This window comes from Nitrospirillum goiasense (assembly GCF_034427435.1).
GTDB lineage: Bacteria > Pseudomonadota > Alphaproteobacteria > Azospirillales > Azospirillaceae > Nitrospirillum.
This window is the reverse complement of the sequence record NZ_JAXQNP010000004.1, coordinates 966,097-978,902: the sequence shown is the minus strand read 5'-3', so window position 1 is coordinate 978,902 and position 12,806 is coordinate 966,097. Positions and strand designations below refer to the sequence as shown.

General features: G+C 68.6%; 12 protein-coding genes. 5 read left to right on the top strand and 7 right to left on the bottom strand.

The genetic code is table 11. The annotated features are described in order from the left end of the window. Positions 1-77: 77 nt before the first annotated feature. The 3 genes from ULB03_RS26085 (at position 78) to ULB03_RS26075 (ending at position 2,863) form a co-directional block, all read left to right on the top strand. Positions 78-1,511: a coniferyl aldehyde dehydrogenase gene (locus ULB03_RS26085; protein WP_322485996.1), complete on the top strand. Its 1,434-nt coding sequence runs from the start codon at positions 78-80 to the stop codon at positions 1,509-1,511. Positions 1,512-1,610: 99 nt separating this feature from the next. Next, the gene (locus tag ULB03_RS26080) at positions 1,611-1,952 is read left to right on the top strand and encodes a hypothetical protein (RefSeq protein WP_322485995.1); all 342 of its coding nucleotides are present in this window, start codon (positions 1,611-1,613) and stop codon (positions 1,950-1,952) included. Positions 1,953-2,179: 227 nt separating this feature from the next. Continuing rightward, positions 2,180-2,863: a hypothetical protein gene (locus ULB03_RS26075; RefSeq protein ID WP_322485994.1), complete on the top strand. Its 684-nt coding sequence runs from the start codon at positions 2,180-2,182 to the stop codon at positions 2,861-2,863. 89 nt (positions 2,864-2,952) lie between these two features. Here the strand turns inward: ULB03_RS26075 and ULB03_RS26070 are convergent, their stop codons facing one another. From ULB03_RS26070 to pcaF, 4 genes are all read right to left on the bottom strand, one after another. Continuing rightward, positions 2,953-4,167: a GGDEF domain-containing protein gene (locus ULB03_RS26070; RefSeq protein ID WP_322485993.1), complete on the bottom strand. Its 1,215-nt coding sequence runs from the start codon at positions 4,165-4,167 to the stop codon at positions 2,953-2,955. A gap of 170 nt (positions 4,168-4,337) precedes the next feature. Then, entirely contained in the window at positions 4,338-5,009 is a 672-nt protein-coding gene (locus ULB03_RS26065; RefSeq protein ID WP_322485992.1) for a 3-oxoacid CoA-transferase subunit B, read from the bottom strand. A gap of 17 nt (positions 5,010-5,026) precedes the next feature. After that, a complete protein-coding gene (locus tag ULB03_RS26060; RefSeq protein WP_322485991.1) occupies positions 5,027-5,710 on the bottom strand; it encodes a 3-oxoacid CoA-transferase subunit A in 684 nt (227 codons plus the stop codon). Positions 5,711-5,793: 83 nt separating this feature from the next. After that, entirely contained in the window at positions 5,794-6,999 is a 1,206-nt protein-coding gene (gene pcaF, locus ULB03_RS26055; RefSeq protein ID WP_322485990.1) for a 3-oxoadipyl-CoA thiolase, read from the bottom strand. Between the two features lie 299 nt (positions 7,000-7,298). Here pcaF and ULB03_RS26050 point away from each other — a divergent pair, with 299 nt between their 5' ends. Then, positions 7,299-8,018 (top strand): IclR family transcriptional regulator domain-containing protein, encoded by a 720-nt coding sequence (locus ULB03_RS26050; RefSeq protein ID WP_322485989.1) that lies wholly within the window; start codon positions 7,299-7,301, stop codon positions 8,016-8,018. Positions 8,019-8,021: 3 nt separating this feature from the next. Here the strand turns inward: ULB03_RS26050 and ULB03_RS26045 are convergent, their stop codons facing one another. Both ULB03_RS26045 and ULB03_RS26040 read right to left on the bottom strand, forming a co-directional pair. Continuing rightward, a complete protein-coding gene (locus ULB03_RS26045) occupies positions 8,022-10,250 on the bottom strand; it encodes a helicase-related protein (RefSeq protein ID WP_322485988.1) in 2,229 nt (742 codons plus the stop codon). Positions 10,251-10,339: 89 nt separating this feature from the next. Beyond that, positions 10,340-11,107, bottom strand: a complete 768-nt coding sequence (locus ULB03_RS26040) for a substrate-binding periplasmic protein (RefSeq protein WP_322485987.1) — start codon at positions 11,105-11,107, stop codon at positions 10,340-10,342. A gap of 280 nt (positions 11,108-11,387) precedes the next feature. On the opposite strand from ULB03_RS26040, the gene ULB03_RS26035 reads away from it, so the two are divergent. Then, complete coding sequence (locus ULB03_RS26035) at positions 11,388-11,522, top strand: hypothetical protein (RefSeq protein ID WP_322485986.1); 135 nt, start codon at positions 11,388-11,390, stop codon at positions 11,520-11,522. Positions 11,523-11,627: 105 nt separating this feature from the next. Here the strand turns inward: ULB03_RS26035 and ULB03_RS26030 are convergent, their stop codons facing one another. Further along, positions 11,628-12,788 carry an efflux RND transporter periplasmic adaptor subunit gene (locus tag ULB03_RS26030; RefSeq protein ID WP_322485985.1) on the bottom strand — a complete coding sequence of 387 codons (1,161 nt, stop codon included), beginning with the start codon at positions 12,786-12,788 and terminating at the stop codon, positions 11,628-11,630. Positions 12,789-12,806 lie beyond the last annotated feature (18 nt).

The following is a 12,806-nucleotide window of genomic DNA, read 5'->3' as shown; positions in this document are numbered from 1 at the left end:
CCAGTCCGCTGACGCTCCCCGGTAATCTCCGGGGCCGGCCGTCGCCGGCCTGAACCTTTAGTTGGATGGAGAGGGTGATGATGGCGGTGCAGCAGGGCGGGGCGCCTGACCTGGCGGTGGTGGAGCAGGCCTTCGGCCGGCTGCGCGGGGCGGCGCGGCAGGATGCCTACCCCTCGGCGGCGCGGCGGCGGGACTGGCTGGCGGCACTGGAACGGGGTTTGGTCCGCCGCCGTGACGCCCTGGTCCAGGCGGTGGACGCCGATTTCGGCGGCCGGCTGGCGCATGAGACGCTGTTCGCGGAAATATTCGTCAGCCTGGAGGGCCTGCGCCAGGCCCGCCGCCATCTGGCCGGTTGGATGCGACCCCGCTGCCGGTCCGTGCCCCTGGCCCTGGGGCCCGGCCGCGCCTGGGTGCAGCCGCAGCCGTTGGGCGTGGTCGGGATCATCGCCCCCTGGAACTATCCCCTGTTCCTGGCGCTGGGGCCATTGGCCGGGGCGCTGGCCGCCGGCAACCGCGTGCTGCTGAAGCCCTCGGAACTGACGCCCCGCACCACCGCCCTGATCGCCGACCTGGTGGCGGAGGCGGTGGGGCCCGACGTGGCCGCCGTGGTGTCCGGCGGGCCGGAGGTGGGGGCCCAGTTCGGCCGCCTGCCCTTCGACCACATCCTGTTCACCGGCTCCACCCGCGTGGGGCGGCTGGTCATGAAGGCGGCGGCGGAGAATTTGACGCCGGTCACCCTGGAACTGGGCGGCAAGTCGCCGGCCCTGGTGTTGCCCGATGCCGACCTGACGTCGGCAGCGACCGACATCGCCTATGGCAAGTTCACCAACGCCGGCCAGACCTGCGTTGCGCCCGATTACGTCCTGGTGCCCAGGTCACGGGTCCAGGATTTCGTGGCGGCGCTGGCGGTGGCCGTTCCCGGCTATTTCCCACCGGGGCAAGGGGCAGGCCAAGGGGCCAGCGCCATGTCCGCGGTCTTCGGCGCCGCCGGCCGCGCCCGCATGGCCGACCTGGTGGCGGAGGCCAAGGCCCGGGGGGCGGAGGTGCGGGAACTGGGCCCGCCGGTGCCGGGCCTGGCCATGGGGCCCGCCGTGGTGCTGGACCCGCCCGAGGACATCGTCCTGCAGCGGGAGGAGATTTTCGGCCCCATCCTGCCCATCGTGCCCTACGACAAGGTCGAGGACGCGCTGGACTATGTGCGCGACCGGCCCCGGCCGCTGGCCTTCTATCTGTTCGGCCGCGACCGCACCCTGATCGACCGGGCGCTCAAGACCATCGCCGCCGGCGGCGTGGTGGTCAACGATACGCTGATCCATGTGGCGGTGGAGGATTTGCCCTTCGGCGGCATCGGGCCCAGCGGCATGGGCCGCTATCACGGCCGCGACGGCTTCGACACCTTCAGCCATCTCAAGGCGGTGTTCGACCGCAAGGGCCCCCGCCTGGACCGTCTGGCCCGCCCGCCGCTGAAGCCCCTGCACCGCTGGCTGATCAAGCTGTTGATCGGGGGGTAGGCGGCGCTGGCGCCGGGGCTGCCCGCGCCCTATCTTTCGGGCATGCTGAGACGGCTGCCCCAAATCCGCGCCCCAATCCGGGCACGGTTCACTATCGCCTTGCTGGCCCCTTTGCTCGTCGTCGCCCCGTCGCGCGCGGACGTGTGGGACTATGCGCGCTCCGCCGGCCCCATCATCGGCCAGGCAAAGGCCTGCGGCGCGGCGCCGGCCCGCACGGACCATGCCTCCGACCAAGTGCGGGAATTGCTGGACCTCACAGCACCCAACGCGGATGAGAGGCGCAAGGTGGGCGAGATGTTCGATTTCCTGGTCAACACCGCCGTCACCATGCAGAACCAGGCGCCCAACCGCGACGATTGCCCCGAGGCGCTGGTGACGTTCGCCGATCTGGAACGGCGCCTGCCGCTGTGGCGGGAGATGCTGCCACCGCGCAAGCCTTGAGGACTTAAGGCTGCCAACCAGTTGCGGAGATGCAAAGCAATCCTGCAAACGCATGTGGCAAAATTAACCCTAATCTCCTAAACGGCCGATTTCAGATAAACGGGCGCATTTTTTTCAACAAAAAGGCGACGGACTGTCGATCTCCTGGCGTGGAACCGGGGTCGGGGGGGCGCAACGGGGCCGTTCCCCCGGCTTTTCCCGTCATGACCCCGACGACGGAGAGTCTCATGTCGATCTCTTCTGTGTCGTCGTCTACCTTGTCCGCGTACACGACGAGCACCACCAGCACGACTCAATCCGCGAAGTCGTCCCTCAAGGATGACTTCAAGGCCTTGAGCGATGCGCTGTCCTCCGGTGACCTGGACACGGCCAAGTCGGCCTACGACACCCTGACCAAGGATCTGCAGGCCAACGCGCCCGCCAATTCCTCGTCGTCCTCCAGCGGCAGCAACCCGCTGAAGGACGCGCTGGACAAGGTTGGCAGCGCGCTGGAAAACGGCGATGTCTCAGGCGCGCAGAGCGCCTTCGCTGATATCAAGTCCCACGGGGGCGACCGTAGTGGTCCGCCGCCGGGCCCGCCCCCCGGCGGTGATGCCGGTGGCCAGGGTGGCGGCAATGGCCAGGCATCGGCTGTGCGGTCCGCCTTCTCCAGCCTGTCGGACGCCTTGTCCTCTGGCGACCTGTCCAGCGCCCAGTCGGCCTACGGCAGCCTGACCCAGCTTCTGGGTGGCGGCTCGACCGACAGCACGGATAGCAGCAGCACCGCCAGCGACACCAGCAATCCGCTGAAAAGTTTGCTCAGCCAGATCGGCAGCAGCCTTAACAGCGGTGACGTGTCGTCGGCGTCCAGCCTCCTGTCCTCCTTCACCCAACAAACGGGCGCGGGCCAGTCGGTGAACCTGACGGCCTGATGTCGAGATGGGCCGAGGGTGGTGAACCGCCCCGGCTGAACCGGTGGGTGCCGGGGCCGTCTCAGAGCGGCCTCGACCTCCGGTCCCGGTCACGCGCTCCAGCTTGGCCGCGCCAGGGGATGCGCGGGTGCCAATGCCGGGGTCCCCAGGCTCAGCGTTTCCGTCCGGTTGCGGCCCGTGTCCTTGGCCCGATACAGCGCTTGGTCGGCCGTGCCCACCAGATCATCCCAGACCTGCGCGTCGGGCCCCAGCGTGGCGACGCCGATGCTGACGGTGCAGCGCACCGGCCCCTGCGGCCGATCCAGGGTGATGGTCGCCACGCGGCGGCGCACCCGTTCCGCCACAGACCAGGCGTCCTCCAGCCCCGTTTCCGGCAATAGGGCCATGAACTCCTCACCCCCCACGCGGGCCAGCACATCGCTGCGCCGCAGCTCCTCCGCCAGGGTGTCCGCCACGGCGACCAGCAGGGCATCCCCCGTGCCATGGCCCCAGCGGTCGTTGACCGTCTTGAAATGATCGATGTCGATCATCAACAGCGACAGCGCCCGGCGGTGGCGCAGGGCGCGCGACACCTCCATCTCCCCCGCCGCCCACATCACCCGGCGGTTGGCGACGCCGGTCAGCGGATCCTCCCGCGCCTGCTGCATCAGGTCGCCATCCAGCCGGCGGCTGATCATCCACAGATAGCCGTTGGTGACGGTGGTGGTGACGCAGATGACGACCAGGCGGGTCAGCACCGTCATGGCCTGGGGGTCCTGCGTCGTCTCGTTCCAGTCGATCACCAGGGCCCAGCCGGCGCGCGCCAGGGCCAGCACCGCCCAGACGGCGTAAATGCCGGCGGTCACGGTGGCGGCGGGATGCAGGCTCCGCTCCGCCTGGCGCAGCAGGCGCCAGGCCATGGCCGCCGACAGGGTGGCGAAGAACAGGCTGCCGGCCAGGATGCGCCCCCGGCTTTCCGGCGCGCCCACGGTGAACCACAGGAACATCGCCGCCAGCATCACGCCCACGGCCAAGACGGGCCCGGCCTCGCGCGCCGGCCGGCCCAGGAAGCGGAGCACGCCGACATAGGCCAGGCCATAGCCGGCGAAGATCAGGAATTGGCTGGACAGCAGCGCCAGTTCGGGCGGCAGCCAATCCAGGGGATTGGCCAGCGCCAAGCCGGCCGCCTGGGCGAAGCCGGATAGGGCCCAATAGGTCAAGCCCGCTTGGCGGGGCAGGGACAGCGCCGCCATCAGCAAGCATAGGGCCGCCACGATCTGCAACAGCGTGTTGACGATCAGTAGGCTGGGGACATCCAGGTCCACGCCAACGCCCTCCCACCTGGGTAACCGGTCCGGCCAATGGGGGCCGGATCCGCACCCAGGATAGGAGAGGCGGGATCAACCTACAATGGTACGAAGCCGCCCGCCTGGCCAATCTTCCGGTTAGGTCAAGGGCTTACCCCGGGCGCTTCGTCCCGTTGTTCACGTGCCGTTTACACGCTGGGGTGGCTGGTGGCCGTCAGTGCCAGGCCGGACAGGGCCGCCAGCGCCTCCACGGTCAGGCCGGGGCACAGCTCGCGCACGGCGAAGCCGTCCGCCGTCACGTCCAGCACCGCCAGATCGGTGTAGACACGGGTGACGCAGCCCAGGCCGGTCAAGGGATAGGTGCAACGGTGCACCAGCTTGGACTGCCCGTCCTTGGTCAGGTGCTCCATCATCACGAAAACCTGGCGGGCGCCCACGGCCAGGTCCATGGCCCCGCCCACCGCCGGGATGGCGCCGGGCTTGCCGGTGGACCAGTTGGCGATGTCGCCGTTCTCCGCCACCTGGAAGGCGCCCAGGATGGCGATGTCCAGGTGCCCGCCCCGCATCATGGCGAAGGACAGGCTGTGGTCGAAGAAGGCGCCACCGTCCAGCAGGGTCACCGGCTGCTTGCCGGCGTTGATCAGGTCCGGGTCCACGGCGTCGGCGGCGGGCTTGGGGCCCATGCCCAGGATGCCGTTCTCGCTGTGCAGCAGGATTTCCTTGTTGGGCGACAGGTGGTTGGCCACCAGTTCGGGCATGCCGATGCCGATGTTGACGACCGCGCCGTCCTCAATGTCGTTGGCGATGCGGGCGGCCATCTGGTCGCGGGTCCAGGCGGTGTAGCTTGGGGTCTGGGTCATGATCCGGCTCCTTGACCTCAGGCGGCGGCGCGGGCGGACTTGCCCACGGCCACCACGCGGCTGACGAATATCCCGGGCAGGACGATGGTTTCCGGGTCCAGCGTACCCAGCTCCACGATCTCCTCCACCTGCGCCACCGACACCTTGGCGGCGGACGCCATGATGGGGCCGAAGTTGCGCGCGGTCTTGCGGAAGACCATGTTGCCCCAGCGGTCGGCCAGCCGGCCCTTGATCAGGGCCACGTCGGCGCGGATGGGGTATTCCAGGACATAGCCTTTGCCGTCGATGACGCGCGTCTCCTTGCCCTCGGCCAGCGGCGTGCCATAGCCCGTGGGGGTGAAGAAGCCGCCGATGCCGGCGCCGGCGGCGCGGATGCGCTCCACCAAATTGCCCTGGGGCACCAGCTCCAGTTCCACCTTGCCGGCGCGGTACAGCTCATCGAAGACGAAGCTGTCAGTCTGGCGGGGGAAGGAGCAGACGACCTTGCGCACGCGGCCCGCCGCCAGCAAGGCGGCCAGGCCGGTGGTGCCGTTGCCGGCGTTGTTGCTGACGATCGTCAGGTCCCGGGCCCCCTGCTCGATCAGGGCGTCCACCAGTTCCATGGGCATGCCGGCGTTGCCGAAGCCGCCCACCATGACGGTGGCGCCGTCGCCGACGTCGGCCAGGGCTTCCAGGGCGGAAGTACGAACTTTGGATAGCATCGATTCCTATTCCTCAAACGCCGGCGGGGCATCCGCCCCTTGGCTTGTCCTAGGTTTCCAGCCCGCTTGCGGCCTGGGGGTGATCAGACCCGTTCGATGACGCTGGCGATGCCTTGGCCCACGCCGATGCACATGGTGCACAGGGCGCGCTTGGCATCCGACCCGGCCAGTTCATGGGCGGCGGTGGCAACCAGGCGGGCACCGGACATGCCCAGGGGATGGCCCAGGGCGATGGCGCCGCCGTTGGGGTTCACCCGCGCGTCGTCGTCGGCGATGCCCAGTTGGCGCAGCACGGCCAGCCCCTGGCTGGCGAAGGCCTCGTTCAGCTCCACCACGTCGAGGTCGCTGACGGTCAGGCCCAGGCGGGCCAGCAGCTTTTGCGACGCCGGGGCCGGGCCGATGCCCATGACGCGCGGCGGCACGCCGGCGGTGGCCGCGCCCACGAAGCGCGCCAGGGGCGTCAGGCCGTATTTGCGCACGCCCTCGGCGGACGCCAGCAGCAGGGCGGCGGCGCCGTCGTTCACGCCAGAGGCGTTGCCGGCGGTCACCGTGCCGTCAGGCTTCACCACGCCCTTCAGCTTGGCCAGCGCCTCCAGCGTCGTGTCGGGGCGGGGGTGTTCATCCACGCTGACGACCTTCGGGTCGCCCTTGCGCTGGGGGATGGTGACGGGGACGATCTCCCGCTCGAACCGCCCACGGGCCTGGGCGGCGGCGGCCTTCCGCTGGCTGGCGATGGCGAAGGCGTCCTGGTCGGCCCGGCTGATGCCGAAGTCCTCGGCCACGTTCTCGCCCGTCTCCGGCATGCTGTCGACGCCATAGGCCGTCTTCATCGCCTTGTTGACGAAGCGCCAGCCGATGGTGGTGTCGAAAATCTCCGCTTTGCGGGAAAAGGCGTCCTCCGCCTTGCCCATGACGAAGGGGGCGCGGGACATGCTTTCCACCCCGCCGGCGATCATCAAATCCGCCTCGCCCAGGGCCACGACGCGGGCGGCCATGGCCACCGCGTCCATGCCCGACCCGCACAGCCTATTGACGGTGGTGCCGCCCAGGCCCACGGGCAGGCCTGCCAGTAGCAGGGCCATGCGGGCCACGTTGCGGTTGTCCTCACCCGCCTGGTTGGCGCAGCCGAAAACGACGTCGCCCACCGCGTCCCAGTCCACCGTGGCGTTGCGCTCAATCAGCGCCCGCAGCGGCACGGCCGCCAGATCGTCGGCGCGCACCGACGACAGGGCGCCGCCGTACCGCCCGATGGGGGTGCGGATCGCATCGCAGATGAAGACCTCAGTCATGACTACGCACTCCTCCGTCATAGCGGGGGCAGGGGGCTGGCTGGCGTCCTGATGGCGGTCACCTGGTTGGCGATCGCGCGGGTCGTCTTTGGCCGTCCCTCCCCGGGGAAGTCATCGGCCGCTTTTTTTACGGCGGCCGCATCTTTTTGTTCGTCTAGCGTACAAATGTCCGTATAATGAACATTACAATGAACCTGGCGCCCCGGCCTGTCAACGGCCCGTGGGCGATGCACCTGCATGGTGGAGGCGCGGCCGATGACCGACGTGGATGTGGAGACGGGGAAGAGGGGGGCGAATTCGTGCGCGCCCTGGCGCGCGGCCTGTCGGTTATCGAGGCCTTCGGCGCCACCCACACGCCCATGACCCTGACCCAGGTGGCGAAACGGGCGGAGGTGACGCGCGCCACCGCCCGGCGCCTGCTGCACACCCTGTGCGCCCTGGGCTATGTCGCCTTCGATGGCAAGCTGTTCAGCCTGCGGCCCAAGGTGCTGAACCTGGGCCTGGCGTATCTGTCATCCCTGACCCTGACGGGTGTGGCCCAGCCCTTCATGCAGGAACTGGTGGGGCGGGTGCAGGAATCCTGCTCCATCTCTGTGCTGGACGGCACGGACATCGTCTACGTCGTGCGCGTGCCCATGAAGCGCATCATGTCCATCGAGATCAGCATCGGCACCCGCCTGCCGGCGGCCCGCACGTCCATGGGCCGGATGCTGCTGTCGGCCCTGCCGGATGCCGAGTTGGACGCCATCCTGGCCGCCACCCCGGGCATCGCGGCGGACGCGGTCAAGGCCGCCGTGCGCCAGGCCGGCGCCCAGGGCTGGGCCCTGGTGAACCAGGAGCTGGAGGAGGGCCTGCGCTCCATCGCCGTGCCCATCCGGGGCCGGGGCGGGGCTGTCATCGCCGCCATGAATGTCAGCACCCATGCGTCCCGTGTGACCGAGGCGCAGTTGCGGGAGGAGTTCTTGCCGGCGCTGCAAAGCACGGCGGCGGCAATCTCCCATGCCCTCAGTTTCGCCTGATCGTTACTTCCGCTTGGGCCCATAGCGCTTGCGGGGCGCGCCGCGGAAGCCGGGTTTGGGCTTGTTGGGGCCCTCGCCGGCGGCGCGGGCGCGGCTGCGCATGGCCAGGACCTGGGCCAGGCGCTCGGCCACCGCGGTGCGGCGTTCGGTGACAGCCTCGCGGTCGGGGAAGTAGGTGGGGAACTTGCGCGTCGCCCAGTAATAGAGGTCGCAGATGCGTGACTGCGCCTCCAACCCCAGGTCATCCAGGCTGTCGATGCGCTTACCGGCGACGTTGTCCAGCAGCAGGGGCTGCTCCCGCTCCAGCGCGCGGCAGATGCCATAGACCAGGTCGGCGTCGGTCTCGCGGTCCAGATCCGCCGGCATGAACAGCAGGGTCAGGCGGCGGTCGAAGTCCAGGCGGCGGGCATCCAGGGCCACCGCCATCTTGCGCACCGGCGCCAGGTCGGCCAGGGCGTAGGGCGAGCCCTTGGTGTCGGCGGCGGCGAAGCAATCCACCAGCGGCACCAGGCGGTCGGTGCCGACGTAGGTGGCCAGGCGTTCCATCATGGCGCGGGTGGGCCGCAGGGTCAGGGCCAGGGCGGCGTGCACCTTCTCATCCGCCGCCTTGTACATGTGGCGCAGGGCGTTGGGGCTGCCGCGCCCGACCACGCCGTATTCCCCCACCTCGAACTTGCCATAGCGTCCGGCGCGGCCGGCGATCTGCCGCACCTCCGACCCCGACAGGGGCCGCACCTCGTGCCCGTCGAACTTCTCCAGGCTGGTGAACAGCACGCGGCGCACCGGCAGGTTCAGGCCCATGCCGATGGCATCGGTGGCCACCACCACGTCGGCCTCGCCGGTGGTGAAGCGCTCGGCCTCCCGCCGCCGCACCTCGGGCGCCAGGGCGCCATAGATGACAGCGGCGCTCAGGCCCTTGGCGCGGATTGTTTCGCGTACGGAATGAACCTCGCGCCGGGAAAAGGCGATCAGCGCGTCTCCGGCCTGCACGTCGCTCCATTCCAGCCGGCGGTCGATCAGCTTCAGGGGCGTCTTGCGCTCCAGCTCCACCACCTCCAGGGGCTCGCCCAAATACTGGGCCATGCGCTCGACCACCGGGCGGATGTCGGGGGAGCCCAGCAGGAACACAGTCTCCGCCGGCACGCCCACCAGGGCGGCGGACCAGGCCCAGCCGCGCTCCGCATCCGCCAGCATCTGGACCTCGTCGATGACCGCCACGTCCAGGCGGCTTTCGGGATCCAGCATCTCGACCGTGGAGGCGGTGATGCGGGCGCCGGGCACGCGGATTTCCTCCTCGCCCGTCACCAGGTTGGCGGCCACGCCCTCCTTGTTCAGGCGGTCCATGATCTCCAGCGCCAGCAGGCGCAAGGGGGCGAGGTAGGCGCCGCTGCGGGCATCCTTCAGGGCCTGCATGGCGCGGTGGGTCTTGCCGGAGTTGGTCGGGCCCACCACCAGCACCAGGCGGCGCGGCATGCTGCGCGCCAAGGGGAACAGGTCCTCATAGCGCTTCAGGTCGAAATGGCTGTCGACGAAGCTGCGGCCACGGGCGTGGATGCGGTCCTGTGCCCAGCCCGCCACCTCCCGCTCCCAGCGGCGCAGAACCGATGGCGCGTCCGTCAGGTGGTGGGTGGCCCGCCACAGCCGATCCCGAATTTCGGCCAGGGCGTCGGCGTCGCTCGAAACCTCGGCCTCGATTTCCGTCAAGCGACGGGCCAGGCTGCCTTCAGCGTCGCGCCGGCGCCCATTCAGCTTGCCGTCGGTGCTGACCAAATCGACCAGGGCCGCGCCATCCAGGTCCGACAGCTCACCGACGGAAAAGGTGCGGTCCACGTTCAGGCGATAGGGGTGCGGGAAGCTGGGCAGCCGCACCTCCAGCCGCTGGGTGATGCGCACGCGGTCGGGCACGATGGCCGGGGTGATCTCAAACCCCGCCTCGCGCAGCGGCGGGCGGGCGGCGGTCAGCAGGGCGGGCCGGGCCACGGCCTCCGCCGCGCGGCGCTGAATGACGGCCAGCAGCTCTTCCTGCCGGCCGGCCTCCACCCACACTTGCTCTTTGTCGGGCAGCACCAGCGGCAGGGGCAGCAGGCCCATGGCCGCCGCCTGGCGCGGCCGCACCAGCCCCAATTGGGCCAGCGTGGCGCAGCCTTCTTCCGTCGTGGCGATGGCCAGCAGCAGGTCGGGGTCCCAGGTATGGGCTTCGGCGTCAGCGGTAGGGGGGGTATCGGGCGTCATCGCGGCGGGAAATACCAGACAAGGCAAGAGGTCCCGCCTTTATGGGCCGCCCCGCCGCCGCCGTCCACCCGTCTTGGTCCAAGGACCGCTCAGGGCATCGTTGCCAGGGCCTTGTCGAATGCGGCGATCACCTCATCGCTCACCGTCGGCGCGCACATGATGTGGCCCGCGCCAACGGCGGACAGTTCGGGGAAGTGAATAGAGACAATTTCGGATGGGTCTATGCCGGCCGCCACGGCGGCTGTTCTGGCGTCCTCGGAACCGGAAACGATGGTGTAGTCGATATGACCGGACGTTATCATCTTCACCAAGTCGGATGGTGTGCCCCGAATGGGGCGCACATGGGTCGCTTCCGAAGCGGTCATGGCATCGATAACCGGCCCCTTGGACGCCCCTAACATGCTGCCGTAAACCCGGGTTTTGTCACGCAGCAGCGCCTCGACGGTAGGATAGGCTTTAATCCAATTCGCGTCTTTTTTGGTGATGACCACCCAGTCGATCTGAGGAAAGATGGGCGCGGTGAATTTGAATCGCGCCTCCCGATCCGGAGTCTTGATCACGTTGGGGGTGCAGGCCACACGACCATCCTGCAAATCTGCCAGGATGCGATTGCGCGGAATGGGCCCCAACCAACTAATTTCATATCCCGCCGCAGCGGCTAGAGCTTCTACTCGGTGGGCGATGGGTCCTTTTACGGCTTCGCCATCCGAAACACCTTGTAGGAAGGGGCCTACATCGGGGTAGAGGAATTGAATAACCGGCTTGCCGCTGGACTGGTCCGTGGCCTCGGGCAGGGCAGTACCGCTCGCGATAACGCTTAAGAACAAGCTGCCAATTAAACTCGCGGTGGCGCCCACGGCTCAGGCCCTCAAGTCACGGAAATGAACGATAGGATGGGTCATTTCTGCCTATGCGCCAAGAGACGTTATTGCCGATAGGCAACAATAATATTGCCCTAGACTGCGTCGCCATTTCCCTAATAGCTCAAATCTTAACGGATTAACAATGCCTTGCCGTTTCTGGACCTGAAAACTGTCCTGATGGTAGAGGCGTGGCGGCCTGGCACGGCCTTTGCTTTCCATGATTTTTGCCTGCCGCCGGGATGGTTCCGGATGGCGCTATGATGGGGGAAAAGTCATGTCTTTCAAGAAGATCGCTGCGGCTTGCCTGGTTCTCGCCGGTATCGGCATCTATGCCAGCGGCCATGTGACGGCTGAACGCAAGGTGGCGGCCGCCAGCCCGATCGAGTGCCAAGGCTGCGAGCCCTGGTAAAAGTCCGCTTCACTGTCATGCCTGGCGCTGGCACGGTATGGCGCCATAGAAAAACGGCCGCCCTTCAGGGCGGCCGTTTGCTTATCCGATGCCGGGAAGCGGGGCCTACTTCGCGGCCGCGTCCTTGGGGGCGTCTTCCGCCACCGTCACGGCGTCGCCGTCGTTCAGCATGGTGTTGGGGTTCAGCACCACGCGGTCCTTGTCGCTGACACCGCCCACCACCTCGACCGTGGTGTTGAACTCGCGGCCCAGGGTCACGGCGTGGAAGCGGACCTTGCCTTCGCCGTCGACCACGGCCACGCGCTTGCCGTCCGGCCGGGTGACGATGGTGTTCACCGGCAGGGCCAGGACCTGGGCGCCCGCCTGAGGGAAGCGGGCGTTGCCGCGCATGCCCGCCGGGATGATCAGGTCGGGGTTGGGCAGGTCGGCCTCGACCCGCATGGTGCCGCTGGTGCTGTCCACCGCGTGCGAGATGCGCACCACCTTGGCGGGGAAGGTCCGGCCCGGAAACTCCACGAAGCTGGCGTCCACCGGGGTGCCCACCGCCACGGCGGGCACCTGGCCCTGGGGCACGTCGATGACCAAGCGCAGGTGATCCTGGCGCGACACCTGGTACAGCGCCTTGCCGCTGCTGGCGTCGGCCACCACCAGATCGCCCTGTTCCACCAGGCGCTGGGTGATGATGCCGTCGATGGCCGTGGTCACCGTCTTGTAGGCCGTCAGCTGTTCCAGCCGCTTCACATTGGCGATGGCGGATTCCAGGTCGGCCTGGGCGGCGTTCAGGGCGGACTCGCGGGTGTCATAGGTCTCGCGCGTCACCCAGCCGTCGCCGAGCAGGGACTTGGACCGGCCGTAGTTGGACTTGGCCAGCGCCAGGTTGGCCTCCGCCTGGTGTTGCGCCGCGCGGGCCTGCATCAATTGCTGGTCCTGGTCGGGGGCCTCGATCACGGCCAGGGTTTGGCCCGCCTTGACCATGTCGCCGATGTCCACCAGGCGCTTGCCGATATAGCCGGAGACGCGGGCGTACACGGTGTACTCGGTCAGGGCCTGGGTCTGGGCCGGCAACAGCAGGCCGTCGGACGACTTCACCGGCTTGGGCGTGGTGGTCTTCACCTGCAACGGCGCCTGGGGCCGCGTTTCCGGCGGCGCCTTGGTGCCGCTGGCCAGGTGCGGGGCCGACACCATGCCGATGGCGGCCAGGGCCACGACGGCGGTGCCCAGCATCCAGGTCCGGCGGCGGGCGGTGGTCTTAGGGGCGGCGCTCATCATCATCAAACTCCTAAA